We start from the raw sequence: 19,244 nt of genomic DNA, 5'->3' as shown, positions 1-19,244 counted from the left end.
AAAGTTCAAATGAAATGCGAGAAAAAGAATAAAGAACCTAAGGTAAATGTAGAGAAATAATAGGACTACCGATGACTCATTTGGGAAAATGAGAGATATGGAAATGAATAATGATATGCAGGCTGGAGCAGGAACGCTCAGCAGAAAATTACCATCTAATGTAGGCACAGCACATCGCATTCATAAAAACACTTGGAAAATTGCATTTGTCTTTGCATTTATTTCACTGGTGATTGATGGCGTCGATATCATGCTGCTGTCATTTAGCTTGACCAGTTTAAAAGCTGAGTTTGGACTGACTTCATTTCAAGCCGGGATGTTAGGAAGTTCATCACTTGCAGGCATGGCGCTGGGCGGAATTACCGGTGGATGGGCATGTGATAAATTTGGCCGGGTAAAAACTATTGCCTGGTCTGTGGTCTTCTTTTCGATCATGACTTGTATTCTGGGATTCACCCAAAGTTATGAGCAGTTCATGATTCTACGTTTTATCGGTGCATTTGGATTGGGTTCGCTTTACATGGCGTGTAATACGCTGATGGCTGAATATGTACCAACCAAGTACCGTACCACTGTTTTAGGCACATTACAGACCGGACAGACAATCGGTTACATCGTGGCGACGTTATTGGCCGGCGCAATTATTCCCGACCATGGCTGGCGTATGCTGTTTTATGTGACCATTGTTCCGGCTGCCTTTGCGCTCATTTTTATGCGTTTTGTACCTGAACCTGCATCTTGGCAGGAAGCTAAAATTGAACAGTTTAAACGTAAAGAATTGAAAATTGAGCCCACCCCTGAAACAGTCACGGCAAAAGCACCTTCTGAAAGTGTCTATAAACGTATTTTTGGGCATACCCAGCATCGTAAAATGTTCTTGTTATGGATGAGTACCGCTGCTTTCTTACAGTTTGGATACTACGGTGTCAATAACTGGATGCCAACCTATTTAGAAACTGAATTGAACATGAATTTCAAGGCATTAACAGGCTATATGGTTGGTGCCTATACGGCGATGATTCTAGGGAAAATTATTGCCGGCTATGCGGCAGATAAATTAGGGCGTAGGGCAACTTTTGTCTTTGGTACTGTTGCAACAGCCGCATTTTTACCCGTGATTATCTTTTTTAACACGCCAACCAATATTGCCTATTTATTGATTACCTTTGGTTTTCTTTACGGAATTCCATACGGCGTAAATGCAACCTATATGGCGGAAACTTTCTCAACCGATGTGCGTGGTACAGCCATTGGCGGTGCCTATAACATGGGTCGTTTAGGCGCGGCAATTGCACCTGCGACTATCGGTATTATTGCGGCAGGCGGTTCATTTACTATGGCATTTATCGTGATGGGTGCAGCCTACTTTATTGCGGGCGTAATTCCAGGCTTGTTTATACGTGAACGTCAGTATGATCCACAGCAATCTTCATTGGTGATGGCAACAGATACAGAAGAGAAAATACCGAGTACCGCGGCAACAACAGACACAACGCTTACCGCTAAATAATAAAAATAGCCGGCAGCGTCGTCTGCTAGCTTTGGGAGTAGAACATGGGTGCATTGCAAGGAATTCGAGTTTTAGATTTAAGCCGTGTACTGGCAGGTCCATGGTGTGGGCAGATTCTGGCAGATCTGGGTGCGGAAGTAATTAAAATTGAACGTCCAAAAGTGGGTGATGACACCCGTATGTGGGGGCCACCGTGGATGCTGGATAATCAGGGTAGTGCAACCCGTGAATCGGGTTATTACCAATGCGCTAACCGCAACAAATATTCGGTCGCAATAGATATTGCAAGTCAACAAGGTCAGAAACTGATTCGGGAAATTGCCAAAACGGCCGATGTAGTAATTGAAAATTATAAAGCCGGCTCATTGGCAAAATATGGCTTGGATTATGCATCTTTAAAACAAATTAATCCGAAATTGGTCTATTGCTCGATTACCGGATTCGGCCAAACTGGACCGCGTGCCGAAGAACCAGGTTATGACTTTATTATTCAGGGCATGTCAGGATTAATGAGCATCACCGGTGAAAAAGATGAACTTCCGGGTGGTGGTGCGCAAAAAGTCGGTGTGGCTGTGGTCGATATTCAAACGGGATTGTATGCCACGGTTGCTATTCAGGCCGCGTTACTGGCACGCCAGCATACTGGCCGTGGACAATATATTGATTTATCTTTATTAGATGTTCAGGTAGCTACACTGGCCAATCAGGGTATGAATTATCTCACCACCGGCGTATCTCCAAAGCGTATGGGAAATCATCATCCCAATATTGTGCCGTATCAGACTTTTAAGGCCAAAGATAAAGAATTTATTATTGCTTGTGGCAATGATAAGCAGTTTAAAGATTTGTGCATCGCGATTGGATTACCTGAATTATTGGAGGAGAAAAAATTCCAGCGTAATCAGGATCGGGTTAAGCATCGTGATGAACTAATTCCATTACTATCCGAGTATTTTTTGACTAAAAATGCACAAGATTGGGTGGCGGCCATTCATGCAATAAAAGTGCCGGTCGGGGTGATTAATTCAATTGAAGATGCATTGAATGAACCACAAATTAAATCGCGTGACATGGTGGTGGATGTTGCACATCCGTTGAATGATCAGTTTAAAATGATCGGTTCACCGATTAAGTTATCCGATACGCCGGTTGAATATAAGCATGCTGCACCGCAATTGGGAGAGCATACGGGAAAAATTTTATCGCAATTTAAAACCCGAGAAGAACTGGCAGTATTACAGGCGAAAGGCATTATTGATGGTTCGATAAATAGTGCAATAGGCGATTCGGTTGCCTGAAATTGTGTTCCCATAGATGATAAAGGCTGAGAAGCATCTTTTGCTGGCATGATATATAAGACAAATGGAGAGTTAAAATAACTCTCCATTTGTTCATTCAGTAACATTTGAATAAAATAATTATATTCCTAAAACCACTTTATCTTATTGAATTGATTTTATTGGTTTATTTTGTTAGTTCAATTGCCACCATCTCCAAAAAACCTTGAGCTTTATTTTGAATGAAAGTTTAAACAATAATAATTATCATTTGCATTATTTTTGGATGGGTGTATCTTATCCAGCACACTATTTTTACTTAATAGAGTGATGAAGATGAAATCAGTCACGGATAAGATTGCTTTACAACATTTAATCAATGCATATCTACAAGAAACCGGCAATGGTCGTTTTATTCCTATCGCAAACCAATCGCAACAGTTACAAAAGCACAGTCAGGGAAATACCGTATTGTGTATTCCTTTGCAGGCGGTTTCTGGGTTTTTATATGCGCCAGTTGCCTATATGAGCAAAGTGGGCAGACATCGTTTTGCTGCTTTACCTTGGGTAGAACAAGATGGGCAGATACTGGAGTTGAGTCCGGTCAATTTGGCAGCAAATTTGCTGGAAAATTTAATTGCCCAACAAAATCAAAAACAACTCGATACCTCATCTTTGTTGGAATGCTGGATTCAAAGCCGTCGGGCTTTGCAGCAATTTTTGAGTTATCGTGAAGAACAAATTGATGCCGTGATTCTACCCAAGCAACACTTTATTCAAAGTGAGCAGGCACTGATTCTCGGGCATAGCATGCATCCCTCGCCCAAAAGCCGTCAGGGCTTTGTCCAGAATGATTGGCAGCTTTATTCTCCAGAGACCCAAAACACGTTTAAAATGCATTTCCTGTATATCCACCCGGATCAGGTGATCCATGATAATGCCCACCAGCTGGATATTCCAGGCCAGTTAAAACACGAGTTGGCCCCATTTTTCAATGCCTATCACCAGACTAAAATGGCAGAGTATCCAGATTACGCTTTATTGCCGCTGCATCCATGGCAGGCCCGTTATCTAAAAGATAAAGACTGGTATCAGCAGCTGTTACATGAAGGCAAACTGGTTGATTTCGGTGCTTTGGGCTGGTCGATGAAAGCCACCACCTCGGTGCGCACGCTGTATAGTGAACAGGCGCCCTGGATGTTTAAAGCGTCCATGACAGTCGCTGTGACCAACTCGATTCGGGTCAATCTTTATAAAGAATGTCACCGCGGTTTAATGAGCTATGAATTGTGGAATGATGAGTGTCTTGCTGATTTCAGACAGCGTCATCCGCGTTTAAAAACTATTAGTGATCCGGCGTGGATTGCTTTAAAAGTCAATGGACAGGTTTTAGATGAAACCATTTGTATTTTGCGTGAAAACCCATTCCCGCATAACGCAGATGTGAGCTGTATTGCCTCATTGTGCCAAGACCATCCTTTGCAGGCCAAAAACCGTTTTAGCGAAATCTTTGCTAATCTTTCCCAGCAAAGTGGTCAAAGCCAGTCCGAGATTGCGGTAGAGTGGTTTGAGCGTTTCCTGGAGATCACGATTTTACCGCTGATGGAATTATACCATGAGTTTGGTATGGCATTTGAGGCTCATCAGCAAAATACCCTGATTGAGCTTGAACAGGGTATGCCTAAAAATGTCTGGTTTAGAGACAATCAGGGATTTTATTATATTGAGGAATTGGCTGGCGAAATTTTAGCGCGTTTCCCGACTCTGGCTACAGAGGGGCAGGCAGTCTGTCCAATTGCCTTGGTGGATGAGCGTTTCCGTTATTACTTCATTGGTAATACCTTGTTTGGTCTGATCAATGCCATCGGCATGACAGGGGTGGTCAAAGAACAGCAACTGCTTGAAATGTTGCAAGCCGCTTTGATGGAGGCCTATCAGAAATACCCGCAAAGTAATTTATTGAAGACCGTGTTACATCAGGACACGTTCCCCTACAAAGGCAATTTAATGACGCGTTTGTATGAATTAGATGAATTACAGGCGCATATTTCTCAGCAATCCATTTATATCAATCTTAAAAATCCACTGTATGTTGCACAAACTGTAGTGGAGGCTGAATATGCTTGATTTTATCGGAATTGGCTTAGGACCTTTTAACTTAAGCCTAGCAGCCTTGCTACATCAGCAGACTTCGCTCAACTATCAGTTTTTTGATAAACGTCAAGAGTTTAACTGGCATGCTGGTATACAGTTACCGAATGCCATGATGCAGGTGCCGTTTATGGCAGATCTGGTCAGTCTGGTCGAGCCGACCAGTCCTTATAGTTTTTTAAATTATTTAAAAGCCCATCAACGCTTATATAAGTTTTATTTTCGGGAAAATTTATATATCCCACGCCAGGAATACAATCATTATTGTCAGTGGGTGGTGAAGCAGTTATCGCATGTGCAGTTTGGCAGCCGAGTCACCGACATCGCGCCAATTGCTGGCGGTTTTCAGGTCATTACCGAACAAAAAGGTCGTTTTTCGGTGCATCAAACCCGCAAAATGGTGTTAGGCACAGGCACCACACCCAGGTTACCCCAGCCCTTACAGCTAATAGCCGAACAGCATCCACAGTGTCTGCATTCCTCGAATTATCTACATCAGCGTGATCAGCAGTTATCGGGCAATGTAGTGCTGATTGGCTCGGGGCAATCGGCTGCTGAAATCTTTATTGATTTATTTGACCGGCAAATCCATCCTAAGACCGGACAGGCAAAATTCCATTTATATTGGCTAACACGTTCGGCCGGCTTTTTCCCGATGGAAAATACGCCGCTTGGTCTGGAAAGTTTTAGTCCGGACTATATGTCCTATTTTTATCATTTACCCCACGATTTAAAAACCAGCCTGCCTGCCACTCAAGCCAATCTTTATAAAGGAATTAGTGCCAAAACCCTTCGGGATATCTATGAGCGGCTCTATCAACGCAGTATTGGCGCAGCGGAGACGCATGTCACCCTGGCAGGGCATTATCAACTTGAAAATGCCGCAGTGACTCATGGAAAAAATATTCAGCTCAAATTTGTCCAGACCCAGAAACAGCAGAATTTAACGCTAGCGGCCAGTACGGTGATTGCGGCAACAGGTTATCAATATCCGTCTTTGGACTTTTTAAACAAACTCAGTTCCAAGATCGGTTTGAATTCACAGCATCAGTGGCACATCAATGAAAATCATCAACTCGATTATCAGGGGGATGGTGAAATCTATATCCAGAATACCGATTTGCATCATCATGGTGTCGGCACGCCTGACCTGGGCTTAGGGGCTTTTCGTTCTGCAAAAATTGCCAATCAGATTTTAGGCGAGCCTTATTTTGAAATTGAAGGGCGACAGAGTTTTCAGGAATTTCAGGAGCTTCAGCCCAAGGAAATTGAAGCTGCATTTTCCATGCCGGCTATCGCCAAAAATAATTTTCGGGCAGAGGCCATTGCAGCGCAGATTACCAAAAAAGCGACCGATGTATCCGCTCAATATTCGCTGAAATAAATGAGGGATAACCATGGCTGAAATATCGAAGTCAGATTCCCGTTCCGTTTCGGCTCCGATCCTGGCCCAACACTGGGTCATGCTGTCGGTGATGTTAGGGACCGGGACGGTGAGCCTGAATAATAGCAGTTTTAACCCGGCGATTCCCCAGCTGATGCAGGATTTCCAGCTGACAGAAGCTGCGGTCAGTTGGGTCGTGGTGATTTTTCTGTTAACCATGAGCCTCAGCCTGCTGTTAACGGGTTTTTTAAGCCAGCGCTTTGGTCAGCGCCGGGTGTATCTAGCGGCCTTAAGCATTTTCATGTTGAGTTCAGTCTGTGGTGCATTTGCCGCGGACTTTGAGAGGGTGCTGGCCATACGGGCCTTACAGGGTTTTTCCAGTGGACTAATGATTCCCTTGTCCTTGGGTATTATTTTTTCAGCGACCCCGCAACAGCAACGTGGTGCTGCAACAGGACTATGGGGAGCAATGATCATGCTGACTTTGGCCTGTGGTCCGATGCTGGGAGCACTGATGCTGGTCGGGTTCAGCTGGCAAGCACTCTTTCTGCTAAATGTTCCCTTGGCTCTAGTGGCTTTGGCCATTGGCTGGCTGTATCTGCCGAAGCAGCCGGTGACTCAGCGTTTAAAATTTGACTGGCCCGGCTTTGGATTGCTGGCGGTTGCAATCGTTGCCTTATTGCTGGGTCTAAGCACGATTAAACAGTTGGCAGATTTTTCCCAGGCTTCATTCTGGTGGCTGCTCGGTTTAAGTGCTTTCAGCGGCTGCGGTTTTATTTGGTTCAGCCGAAAAAAAACCAGCACCATTATTGCCTGGCCCTTATTTCAAAGTCGTGAGTTTAATTACAGCCTGATCATTTCGATTGTGCATACCGTCGGCTTATTTATCAGCCTGCTGCTGATTCCGTTACTGGTGCAAAATACCTTGCATCTCAGTCCGATCTGGACCGGTGTATTACTGATGAGCAGTGCCTTAACCACCAGTTTATGCAGTAAACGTGCGGGTAAATATTTGGATCAGCACGGTGCCAAACAGCTGATCAGTTTTGGCCTGCTGCTAACCGCAATTGCCTTTGTCGGACTGGGTTTGGCGGCCAGTCTATCCGGTATGTTACTCATGCTCTGCATGATTATTCATGGTCTGGGTTTCGGCTTGTCCTATATGCCTGCAACCACCGCCGGGCTGAATCATTTACCCGATCCGGAACTGGTTACCCAGGGGGCTGCTGTCAATAACCTGTTTCGACGTCTCTGTTCGGCTGTCGCCGTGGTGCTGGCTGCACTTTATCTACAAATTCGTACACAGCATTTTTTACCAAATCATGAACTGCCGCTTGCACAACTGTATGCAATCCGCGAGCTGTTTTTCTTCTGTGCCGGCATGACGTTATTGGGCTTGCCCTATGCATGGAAATTTCAACATCCAAAACAGCCCGCGCTTCATGATTAAAATTAATGATTAAGGAAAACATCATGGGTCACTTAGCTTCAGCATTCGTACAAAATAACTCTTCTGCTTTGACTACCTTGGCCTGGCAACAGCCTGATCAGGCTGCCATTCAAAAGGTCGAGCAACGTGTCATCAAGCAGTTACTGCAAGCCCTCATTTATGAAGGGGTGATTGCAACCACAATCGAACAGGGCCGATTTGTGATCAGTGCCCGGGATCAGAACCAGCAGGCTGTGGAGTATATTGCCGCAGGTCAGCATTATCTGAGTTTTGGTCTGGTGCGCATGGACGATCAGGATGTCATGCGTCGGGATGCTGCCGGGCAAAGCAGTGTCGCACAATTAAATCAGGTGATTGAGGAAATTGTCAGGGCCATTCCGGATGCGGCAAAACTGGAAGATTTTATTCATGAATTAAAACGGACTTTTATCCATGATGTGCAATCCCAGCCGAGTCTAAATGAGTTTTCGCTTCCTGCTGCCCAGCACCGTTATGATGTGCTGGAAACCTATCTGATGGCGGGGCATCCTTATCACCCTTGTTATAAATCCCGTGTCGGTTTTAGCCTGCAAGACAATCTGAAATACGGAGTAGAGTATGCGCAGCCGATCCATCTGGTCTGGCTGGCCGTGCATGCTGCTTTGTGTTCAGAAAATGCCTCTTGCTCCATTGATGCCGAGCAGTTTTTACAGCAGCAACTGAGTGCAGCCGAGATAGAAGCCTTCCATCAGATTTTGACAGCGCAGGGCTTAAATGCCGCCGAATATATCTGGCTGCCTGTACATCCCTGGCAGTGGGAAAATACCCTGGTTCATACTTTTTTTGAGGAAATAGCAACACAAAAAATGGTGTATTTAGGCCGTGGTACCGATGGCTATATTGCACAGCAATCTCTCAGAACCCTAACCAACTTGCAGCATCCGGAAAAACCTTATATCAAGCTGTCAATGAGCTTGACCAATACCTCAAGCTCGCGAATTCTGGCTGCGCATGCTGCCATGAATGGTCCGTTAATTACCGACTGGTTGCAAAGCCTGATTGACCAGAGCGAGCTTGCCCGGTCTCTAGATTTTGCCATTCTCAGAGAAGTACATGCGACGGCTGTCGATTTCACCAAGCTTCCCGCATCTCATGCCAGACAGGCCTATGGCACGATTGGAAGTTTATGGCGTGAAAGCATTCACCACTATTTAAAACCAGGGGAAGATGCCATTCCGCTGAATGGTATCAGCCATGTCCAGAAGGATGGCCAACTCCTGATTCAGCCGTGGTTAGAGACCCATGGAACCGAAGCCTGGCTGGAGCAACTTCTCTCGGTGGTGATCCAGCCGATACTGTTCTTACTACATGCTGAAGGGATTGGCTCGGAGTCGCATGGTCAGAACATCATTCTGGTCCATCAAAATGGCTGGCCAACCCGCATTATTTTAAAAGATTTCCATGACGGGGTGCGTTTTCATCCGGAGCATTTAACCCATCCGGATGCCTATCCCGATCTGCATGCCTTACCGGCAGAGCATGCCAAAGCCAATCGTATGTCCTTTATTCTGACCGAAGATTTAAATGCTGTGCGGGATTTCAGTTGTGCCTGTCTGTTCTTTGTGGCGCTGAGCGATATTGCAATCACCCTGCAACAGCAAATCGGCTTGTCTGAGCAGCAGTTCTGGCAGCAAGCGGCCGATATTATTCATCAATTCCAGCAACGTTATCCGGAGCATCAAAGCCGCTATGAAAAATTTGATGTCTTTGCGGCCCAGTTCTGCATTGAATCTTTAACCAAAAGACGTCTGTTCGGTGATGCCGAGGTACAGCTTCGCCTAGTGAATAATCCACTGCATGCCTTTCGTCAGGCCTCAGTTTAAGGGGGAGCACATGAATACGATGTTGTTTTCACCTACCCTTGGCACACAAATGCTTCTGGTTGATCTGGTGAACAGTTTGTTGGTAGAAGGCTATATTCCTGAGCCAGCCATTGTCACCCGGCAGCAGGCAAAAGCCCGCTTAAAAGCCCGTTTCGGACAGGATTTTGAGGCATTGTTTGAAAGAGAGGTAACTCAAGATTATTTTGCTGTGCTGTTCAATTCGCAGCTGGCCGAATTTATGCTGCTGCCTGTGCGCAAAGCCATTAAACAGGACTGGCAACTTCAGCCCTTGGCCTGTAGTTTTCAGGTCGAGGTTCAAGCGGAGCAAGGCTTTCAAGCTCATCTCTGCAATGCCCTGCAACTGTTTGATGCTATGCAGCGTCTAGGATATTTTGCCGAGGGCGAAGCATCGAAGTTAGCTAGATTGAGAGCCGAGCTGGAATCAGCCCTGATGCAAAACCAACTCAGCAGCCATCATCAGATCCGCTCCGAAACCTGGCGAACAGATCAACCTGCTGAATTGTTTATTCAGCTGGAACAATATGCAGCTCTACGTGACCGACCTTATCATCCACTGGCCAAACTTAAAGCGGGTTTTTCCAATGAGGAATACCAGCAATTCAGTCCAGAATTTTCACAGCCCATCTGCCTTAACTGGGTGGCGATCAAAAAAGAAAAACTGGTCTTTGGCCAGGATATCAACCAGCTTAAAATCCAGCAACCTGCCAAAATTTTTCTGAACAGTGAGCAGTATTTACAGTTACATCAGGAGCTAACAGAGCAGGGCCTCAGTGAAGACTATCTGGCCATACCGATGCATGCCTGGCAGTTTGAGCATGTACTGACAGAGCAGTTTCAACCCGAACTTGCCGGGCAGGTCATTATTCCCTTGCAATTTCAGTCTGCCGAAATGTATGCCAGTTCTTCCTTAAGAAGCTTGCTGTCTGCATCCACCCCACAGGACAGTTTAAAGCTGCCATTAGCGGTGAAATCTTTAGGCTCGCTGCGGTTTTTGCCGATTGTCAAAATGATCAACGGGCAGAAAAACCAGCAACTTTTGCAAGTCGCCAAACAAAAAGATGAGGTGTTAAAAAAACGCCTGTGGTTGTGTGACGAAAATCAGTGGTGGGCCTATTTACCGCATCAACCTGAAAATTTAACCCCCGACAATCTCACTTTATTTGCAGAACGGCCAATGCACCTAGCAGCTCAACGGCGCCGTATTCCTGCCGAATTGTTGCAGCAGCCCTACCAGATTATTCCAATGGCCAGTCTAGGGCATTGCATTGACGGAGAAATCTATCCATTTGAGCTGATTCTCAAGGCTCAACAGCTTGAGTCGAACCCGGCCAATGTCATTGCGGTATTTAAAAGCTTATGCCGGGATTTTTTTGAGGTGAATTTACGCTTATTCCGCTTAGGTTTAATGGGAGAAATTCATGGTCAAAACATCTGTATCGTGCTGAATCAGGGGCACTTTTCCGGCTTTATGCTGCGTGATCATGATTCGCTGCGGATCTATTTACCCTGGCTGCAGCAACATGGCTTGGAAGATCCAGCCTATTTAAGCCCGCATGATTTTAGAATTACCCTTTATCATGATGCCGTTGAAGATCTGATCCTGTATTTACAGACCTTGGGCATCCAGGTCAATCTGGCCAGTATTTTAGAAGTGCTTGCTGAATATTATCAAATGGATGAGCTGCAACTGTGGCAGGTATTGGCGCAACAGTTACAGCAGGCTTTAAATGATGTGCCATTCTGTGCAGAGGCGCGGGCCGAGTTACAGCAGCTGTTGTTTGAACAAGCCCAGTGGCCGTATAAACAGTTGATTCGCCCCTTGCTGGAGCAGCAGAATCGGATTGGGAGCATGCCCAGCAGCATGGGCAAGACCTGTAATATTTTAAAAAAAGTGTCGCGCTTGTGATCATGCTGCATACCACAGGTCTCTAAACGTGCGTTCTCCTATCCCTGTCATCAGCATCGATTTAGCCACGGAATCTGAACAGCCCGGTTTAGCCCGGGCCAGGCAGATGCTGGCCGAGCAACTGAACATTCAGCTGAATTTACACGGGCAAGATGCACCGAGCTTTGCCGATTTATTAGAGCAAAAGCAATGTGCTCGGGTGCTGGGTGAATTTCAGGCACGTATTCAGGCGCTCAACCTGACCTGTTCAGGCTCGATGTTTATCAAATATTGGGCCGTTCCATTGTTATTTCCCTATTTCTATGCCTTGCTCACGAAACAGCTAGATTTAGTCTGGGAGCTTTCAGCAATTTCAGTCCACATGACGCCCAACTGGTCCTGGGACCGGCATTTAAATTTTAAATCTGCAGGGATACTAGCAACAGCACTCAGCACTCAAACTTCTACTGATGAAGTCTTTGTGTTAAGAATTTTTCATGACCTCAATCAGGTGTTTGCAGTGATCAGTCAAGTGGCCAAAGTACAACGATTTTTGCTGTGGGAAAATACCGCATTGCGCCTTTTACAGTTCTATGACCTGATGCAGCGCAACAACCTAAGCGAACTCCACAAGATTCACACACAACGTCAATTTCTGCTCGATCTGCCGGCCGAAAAGTTTGGCCTAAAACATAATCCATTTTTACTCTTAGAACACAGCCGCCAGGTCAGTCCTGAAACGTATAGGCGTAAAAAATGCTGCTTTTATTTTCAGCTGCCTGAAGCGGACCGTAAATATTGCAGCAGTTGCCCATTAGCAAAAACACATTCTTAAAGTGATCAAGCTTCATGTCAGACTCATTAAATCGTTTATTAGTATCCTATTCCCGTATTGCCAGTTCAACCATTGGTCATGTGCTGGATAGCGGTTATTTACCCGGCATTCATGCGATGAATCCGGTCCAGCATGTCGTCGGTCGAGTCAGAACGCTGAGCTTAAATTCTGTAAACGCCATGCAGATTCGCGAGGCACTTTTAGCCAGTCAAGCAGGTGATGTGCTGGTGATCGATGCGCGCAACATTGGAGATCGCGCCTGTTGGGGCGAACAGCGTCATCGTGCTGCCATTTACCATCAGCTGGCTGCGGTTGTGGTGTTGGGTGCAGTCACCGATATACGGGCCCTAAGAGCTATGAAAGTACCGATTTTTGCACGTACGGTGAGTTGTTTAACTACCCGGGCCGAAGGGGAAAGCGGGGTCGATTTTGATCGGGATATTCATTATTTTGATGCCGTTATTTCCACGGGCGACCTCATGGTCGGAGATGCAGATGGTGTGTTTATTTTAAAGCCCAAGATGGCAGAGCGATATGTGGCGCAATTTCAAAAAATGGAATTGGCCGAACGACAAAAACGCGACCAGTTTTTTAAACAACATCGGCTTGAAGATTATTATCACCCATTAATTCAAGCAGATGATTCATAAAGGGACATCATCAAATGAAGACCTTATCTTCCAGCCTGCCGGATCATTTTAATTATCAGGAAAAAGGTATCCACTATGCGTTGCGAGCCTTAAGCCTGCCAGACGACTTTGCTCTGCTGTACAAGTGGATGCACGAGCCGCATGTCATTCCCCAATGGCAACTGAATAAGCCCGAATCTGAACTAGCTGTATACTTCGAAAAAATGCAGGTAGATGACCATCAAAGGCTTTATATTATCCAGATTGCAGGACAGGATGTTGGCTATTTGGAGATTTATGAAGCCAGACGCGATCGACTATCCTTGTATTATCCTGCATTGGAAAATGATCTAGGTTGGCATATTCTGCTCGGTGAAAAGCATGTGGTGGGAAAAGGGCACTTTAGAGCTGTCATGCGCCTGATGATCTATTTCATCTTTGAAAACTCTCCGGCAGAAAAAATTGTGGGCGAACCTGATGAAAATGTCAGGTCTTATGCATACATCGCGCAGGATATTGCGTTTACAGCTCAGAAAAAACTTCTAATGCCGGAAAAGATTGCCGTTCTATATCATTGTTTCAGAGAAGAATTTTATAAGAAATGTGGTCATATTAGTCTTCTTGAAACTATTGAGGGTTAGGCAAGCTGATACCTATATTTTTGATCGGGAGAGAGGGTGGGATCTTTTTTAAATTAGGATACTACCCTTTAGGGATTTAGGCCAATTCAAAATGTGGATTAACTAAGCTGTTAAAAAAACAATAAATATTGCAATAAAAAATTTACATTAATAATAGTAATGATTATTATTTGCACCATTATAATATTTACGTAAAGGGATTAACAATGCGACTATCTCAATTCAGTCTGTGTCTTCTTAGTGTCGCCATTTCTTCACAGCTGTATGCAGAAGAGTCAAGTCCTGCATCTAAGGAGCAGGAAAGATCAAATAAAACTCTCAAGCTTTCTCCTATTGTGGTAACAGCGACCCGTACCCCTAAAACAATTGCTGAAGTTGCGGGAACTGTGCAGACCATTCAAGGTGAAGAAATTGCTCAACAGGCTGGAGCGGGTCGAAAAGTCGCAGATGTTTTAGCGCAGTTGGTACCCTCACTGGCACCTAGCAGTGGAACCACCAGTAACTATGGTCAGACCATGCGTGGACGGAATGTATTGGTCATGATTGATGGAGTTTCACAGACCGGTTCGCGCGATGTGGCGCGTCAGCTCAACAGTATCAGTCCCAATATGATTGATCATATCGAGGTGGTTTCAGGTGCGACCAGCATTTATGGTTCAGGTGCGACGGGCGGGATTATTAATATTATTACCAAACGTGTGGACAAATCGAAACCAGTCAGCTTTCAGACCAAGTTAGGCCTGACATCGGCTGATAATTTCCGTCGTGATAGTTTGGCTTATCAAGTGGGGCAAACTGCTTCATTTAGTAATGACAAGATTGACGGTTTTTTAGGGGTAGATTATACCAGTCGGGGTTCACAGTTTGATGGTAAGGGGGATCGTATCTCGCTAAGCCCTTGGCAGGGCAGCACCATGGATACCGATACTGTTGATGTAAATGGTCGTTTAAACTTTAATTTAACTGACAGTCAAAGCTTAAGTTTTGGTGCACAATATTATAATGATGAACAGGATACCGAATACGGTCCTGACTATTCTTATCTGCAAACCGGCACACAGCCTTCTTATAAAGCTATTAAAGGGTGGAGCTTAGATAAACAACCCTTTACAGAACGCTATGCGTTTAATACCCAGTATCAAAACCAGGATTTCCTGGGCCAAACTTTGAATGTTGAAGCGTATTACCGGAATGAAAAAGCGCGTTTCGTACCTTATGGTTATTCAAAAGATGGCGTGAATGTGAAGCAAAGCCAATCCAATGTGGACTATGCAGGGATTCGCTCTACCGTTCAATCTGACCTGCAGGTGGCCGAGCGAGATTTAAAACTGACTTATGGTCTGGACTATGACTGGGAGAAAGATCACCAGTGGGCTGATTACTATACACCAAGTAATAATGGCCTAGTCTACACTCCAACAGGGGAAAAACAGGGTTCCGGACCTGATACAGAAATCCAGAATATCGGTACATTTGTACAAGGGGATTATGCACTGACGGATCGTTTAAATGTGCAGGCCGGTGTGCGTTATCAGTATGTTCAGGCAGACACTGACAGTTATTTAACCGCACGCAATCCAGTTACTTTAATGGCGGCTGACTCTACCGATGCTGATAAGTTTCTGTTCAATTTAGGTGCAGTCTATGAGTTAACAGATGCGCAGCAAGTTTATGCCAATTTTTCACAAGGTTATAGTTATCCGGATGTACAACGCGTGCTGCGTGATGTAGCTGCCTATACCTTAACGACGTCAGGTATTGCACCGATCACGGTCAACAGTTATGAATTGGGTTGGCGCTTAAATCAGGATGACGGCTTAAACTTGGGTCTAACAGGTTTCTATAATACCTCTGATAAGGTGGTACAGTTCAACGCTGACCGTTCAGTAAATGTGGTAGATACAGATCAACGCATTTATGGAGCAGAAGCTACGGTAAGTTATCCATTTATGGACAACTATAAGGTGGGTGGGACCTTGGGCTACACACGCGGACAATATAAAGATGCAGCAGATCAATGGCATGAACTGAATGCTTTTGCCGTGTCGCCTGTGAAAGGCACCCTGTTTGCTGAGTGGAATAATGAAGAAGGTTATGGTGTACGTGCACAAATGCTAGCCATCAAAGGCACTGATGAAGCCTATAAAGATGACCAAGCATTAATAGCCGCAGGTTTAAGTGATGGTAATAGTGCAGCAGAGATTAAAGGCTATACCACGATGGATGTCCTGGCACATTTCCCTGTGGCTAAAGGCCGTGTCGATTTTGGTGTCTATAATGTCTGGGACAAGCAGTACAGAACCGTATTTGCACAACAAGCTGCTGTGACCAATGGTAATGCGCTGTTGGCGATTCCTGCTGAAGGTCGTACTTTTGGCCTAAGCTATACCATTAATTATTAATGCTTACCCGGGAAGTATCTGTAGCAATACAGATACTTCTTCACTTCCTGAGATGGGATGAAAGATAAGGTCAATGGATAAACAAAAACCAGAGTGGTTATCTATTAAAGAAATTTTTTATATCTGCCTGGCTGCTTATGGCTATAGCTTATGGATCTCTTGGGTTTTACCTGATTATTTACCCTTTGCAACAGCTGAAAATATCTATTTATCTGCCCTCCTAAGTTTTACTTTTCTCATTTTTTATATTGTTTTAGTTCCTTGTATTCCGTCTAAATTATGGCAAAAGAGCATCAATTATCTTAGTTATATTTTATTGCTGAGCTATTGGATCATAAAAAAATTTGGAGAAAATTAAATGCAATTTCGCCAGATACAGGCAACTTTACACAGCTGGTTAGGTATCGTTGTATTGTGGTCGGTTTTCCTGATCTTTTTTACCGGCTCTATTGCCTATTTCAGAACTGAAATTAATCTTTGGTCTAAACCTGAAAATTTTTTATATCTAAAAGCGCCTCCTAGTTCCTTTGAGTCGGCCCAGGTTGCCTATGATTATTTAAATACTCATGCCCCAGATGCCAAAAGATGGCGAGTGAGTCTTGCCAGTTCCCGTATGCCTTTTAACACCTTGGAATGGCAAGACCAAAACCATAAGTACTATAAGCTGCAAGACCCCAATACAGGGTTAATTTTAACAGAGGGAAGGGAAAGTCTGGGAGGCGACTTTTTTTTTAAATTACATTACAGTCTGTATCCTTTGCCCGATGTCGTCGGTAGAACGCTTGTGGTTATTGTCGGGGTGCTATTTCTCATTGCATTAATTACCGGGATCTTTACCCATAAAAAAATAATTAAAGATTTTTTTGTATTCCGGAGTTTTAAGGGACAGCGTACCTTATTGGATTTGCATCATATTACCGGTGTAGTGACCCTGCCTTTTTTTCTGATTATGGCCTTTACCGGGATTATGATTTTCTTCTATCTGCTTGTGCCAGCAGGAATCAATAAACACTATGGCGAGAATGGAATAAAGAAGTTTTATAGTGAAATACAATATATCAATCCGCCAAAATCGACAGCAAATTCAGCTCTTCAATTAAAAGAATTTTCTGTATTCTCCCGTCAACTACCTCAACAGGCAAGTAATGGAGCTGCACTGGAGAAATTTGAAGTCAAAAATCCAAATACTGCGGAAGCCTTAATTACGTTTGATTATGGATATAACCAATTAATTACTTTCAATAATCCGCAATTTATTTTTGCAGCAAATACCGGACAGAATCTGAATTCCGAAAGAAATCTGCATCCTGTCGCTCAAATAAGCTCAGCAACTTATGGTATTCATTTAGGATATTACGCCAGTCAATGGATGAGGGGGATACTAGCGAGTTTAGGTCTCGTCGGTTGCATCATGTTGGTCGCAGGGGCTTTATTGTGGCAAAAGAAACGCATTAAACAGCAACATACCTTAAGTTATAATGTGGTTGCTTACCTTAATTATTTTACTTTTCTGGGCTTGCCGTTTGCGACAGCTATGTATTTTTTGGCTAACCGGATTTTGACGGCTAGTCTCGAACAACGGATTCAGTATGAGTTAGGTATATTTTTTATCAGCTGGGTGGGTATTCTATTCATTCCGATGCTGGTTAAAATGCAAAAATCCATAGTTTTGGCCTTTATCCTCACTGCTGTTATTTTATGGATGACAGTATTTATTCCCATATTCATGACTTCTCACGCGTTCCTTTTGAATACCATGTTGAATCAGCAATGGTCCATAGCAGGTGTTGATCTTGTATTGATGCTCATCGCCACGGGATATATATTTGCCTGTTTTTATTTCAAAAAAATAAAGATGCGTGAGGTGGCTAAATGAGCCTGGCTGCAATATTGTGGGCCATGGTTGCAATGATGCAGCTGTGTATGACCAGTCAAAGTGGAATGAAAAAACTTGGGTATCCTTTTCTGAGCTTTCATTATGCCCAAGCTTTGTTAAAAATATATTCAGTGATTTGTCTGGCACTATCTTTATATCTGAACTGTCTGGACCATGGTCTTTCTGTAGGAATTATTACTTGGATTTTTCTGATCATAACTTCAGCATTTTTTTTACAATTTTTACTGTATTATCACTTTAAACGATGGTTTTTTTTCGCCTGGATATTTTTATTTTTTCTATCTGTTCTGTATTCATTAACTCAATATAGCTAATGATATTATAGATATAAATTAAAAGTTAAAGTTGTAATATTTTCCTAAGTTGTTGAAGAGGAAGTTCAAATTTCTAGAACCAGCTTATAAGGCTTAAATCCTTCAATAACAGCATCAGAAACTAAGTGGATAAATGCATCAGTTTTCCCATAAGCCATCCATTGATCAAGAGCTTCATAGTAAGCCAATCGATTTTCTACAGTAATTACGCAAGGTGGATAGCCTGCTTTGAGCAATTCTAGATTCATTAAAAGGCGTGATGTGCGACCATTACCGGCAATGAATGGATGGATACCAACAAAATCGGCATGTACTTTAGCTGCACGTTCAATAGGATGAAGCTTATGTGCTTCAATGTTATACCAATCGACTAGCTGAGCCATCTTGTCATTTAGAAGTGTATAGTCGGGAGGTGTGGTTGTAGCACCTGAAATTAATACGTTTTGCTGACGATAATGTCCAGCATTATCATCATCAATATTCTTTAAGATAAGCTGATGGATATTACGAATTTGCCATTCAGAAAAAGACTCCTCTTTCCGAATGATATCTTCAACATAGTAAATTGCATTTCTATGGTTGATCGCTTCGAAGTGTTCTCTTAATGCCTTTCCACCAACCGTTATGCCTTCTAAAACAACTTTTGTTTCAAGCAATGTAAGTGTATTGCCTTCAATTGCATTCGAGTGATATGTCCAACGGACAATAAGATCTTCTTGTAAATTCTTTACAATTGCAGGAGAAAGAGGACGATGCTGATCTAATTTATTTTTTAAATCATCAATAATTTCAAACATTACCTTGTCACTAAATATATCTCAAAGAATGATACATCAAAAAAGAAAATCAAATAAATAATATGTTATAACATATTATTTTATAGTGAGCTCGATGTTAGTATAATCAGTATGCCATTTCAAATCCTGAATTCGGATTTGAGCAAGATTTTAAAGTGTTTCAATGCACTAAATCTAATTTGGGTCAAA

At 43.6% G+C, this 19,244-nt stretch carries 15 protein-coding genes; 14 read left to right on the top strand and 1 reads right to left on the bottom strand.

Going from position 1 to position 19,244, the window contains the following annotated elements; genetic code table 11:
- Positions 1-103 precede the first annotated feature (103 nt).
- From AY605_RS07320 to AY605_RS15400, 14 genes are all read left to right on the top strand, one after another.
- Complete coding sequence (locus AY605_RS07320) at positions 104-1,510, top strand: MFS transporter (protein ID WP_064095818.1); 1,407 nt, start codon at positions 104-106, stop codon at positions 1,508-1,510.
- A gap of 44 nt (positions 1,511-1,554) precedes the next feature.
- Entirely contained in the window at positions 1,555-2,808 is a 1,254-nt protein-coding gene (locus AY605_RS07315; RefSeq protein ID WP_064095771.1) for a CaiB/BaiF CoA transferase family protein, read from the top strand.
- Between the two features lie 315 nt (positions 2,809-3,123).
- On the top strand, positions 3,124-4,914 hold the full coding sequence (locus AY605_RS07310; protein WP_064095770.1) for an IucA/IucC family protein: 1,791 nt from the start codon (positions 3,124-3,126) through the stop codon (positions 4,912-4,914).
- A complete protein-coding gene (locus tag AY605_RS07305; RefSeq protein ID WP_064095769.1) occupies positions 4,907-6,322 on the top strand; it encodes a lysine N(6)-hydroxylase/L-ornithine N(5)-oxygenase family protein in 1,416 nt (471 codons plus the stop codon). Before AY605_RS07310 ends, AY605_RS07305 begins: the two co-directional genes overlap by 8 nt.
- Positions 6,323-6,335: 13 nt before the next feature.
- Positions 6,336-7,772 (top strand): MFS transporter, encoded by a 1,437-nt coding sequence (locus AY605_RS07300; RefSeq protein WP_064095768.1) that lies wholly within the window; start codon positions 6,336-6,338, stop codon positions 7,770-7,772.
- A gap of 23 nt (positions 7,773-7,795) precedes the next feature.
- A complete protein-coding gene (locus AY605_RS07295) occupies positions 7,796-9,634 on the top strand; it encodes an IucA/IucC family protein (RefSeq protein WP_064095767.1) in 1,839 nt (612 codons plus the stop codon).
- Positions 9,635-9,644: 10 nt separating this feature from the next.
- Positions 9,645-11,561, top strand: coding sequence for an IucA/IucC family protein (locus AY605_RS07290; RefSeq protein ID WP_064095766.1), 1,917 nt, complete (start codon positions 9,645-9,647; stop codon positions 11,559-11,561).
- 49 nt (positions 11,562-11,610) lie between these two features.
- The gene (locus AY605_RS07285; RefSeq protein WP_064095817.1) at positions 11,611-12,375 is read left to right on the top strand and encodes a (2Fe-2S)-binding protein; all 765 of its coding nucleotides are present in this window, start codon (positions 11,611-11,613) and stop codon (positions 12,373-12,375) included.
- 14 nt (positions 12,376-12,389) lie between these two features.
- Positions 12,390-13,025, top strand: coding sequence for an RraA family protein (locus AY605_RS07280; protein ID WP_064095765.1), 636 nt, complete (start codon positions 12,390-12,392; stop codon positions 13,023-13,025).
- 14 nt (positions 13,026-13,039) lie between these two features.
- On the top strand, positions 13,040-13,645 hold the full coding sequence (locus AY605_RS07275; protein WP_064095764.1) for a GNAT family N-acetyltransferase: 606 nt from the start codon (positions 13,040-13,042) through the stop codon (positions 13,643-13,645).
- 206 nt (positions 13,646-13,851) lie between these two features.
- On the top strand, positions 13,852-16,047 hold the full coding sequence (locus tag AY605_RS07270; protein ID WP_064095763.1) for a TonB-dependent receptor: 2,196 nt from the start codon (positions 13,852-13,854) through the stop codon (positions 16,045-16,047).
- A 73-nt stretch (positions 16,048-16,120) separates the two neighbouring features.
- Positions 16,121-16,405, top strand: a complete 285-nt coding sequence (locus AY605_RS07265) for a hypothetical protein (RefSeq protein WP_004779917.1) — start codon at positions 16,121-16,123, stop codon at positions 16,403-16,405.
- Complete coding sequence (locus tag AY605_RS07260; protein WP_064095762.1) at positions 16,406-17,923, top strand: PepSY-associated TM helix domain-containing protein; 1,518 nt, start codon at positions 16,406-16,408, stop codon at positions 17,921-17,923. It begins immediately after the preceding gene.
- A complete protein-coding gene (locus tag AY605_RS15400; RefSeq protein WP_064095761.1) occupies positions 17,920-18,258 on the top strand; it encodes a DUF3325 family protein in 339 nt (112 codons plus the stop codon). Before AY605_RS07260 ends, AY605_RS15400 begins: the two co-directional genes overlap by 4 nt.
- Positions 18,259-18,323: 65 nt before the next feature.
- Here AY605_RS15400 and AY605_RS07250 read toward each other — a convergent pair whose 3' ends face one another.
- On the bottom strand, positions 18,324-19,055 hold the full coding sequence (locus tag AY605_RS07250; RefSeq protein ID WP_064095760.1) for a Fic family protein: 732 nt from the start codon (positions 19,053-19,055) through the stop codon (positions 18,324-18,326).
- Positions 19,056-19,244 lie beyond the last annotated feature (189 nt).

It is taken from the genome of Acinetobacter sp. SFD (assembly GCF_001647575.1).
GTDB lineage: Bacteria > Pseudomonadota > Gammaproteobacteria > Pseudomonadales > Moraxellaceae > Acinetobacter > Acinetobacter pecorum.
Note: the sequence above shows the minus strand (reverse complement) of the source record. Positions and strands in the feature narration are given on the sequence as shown.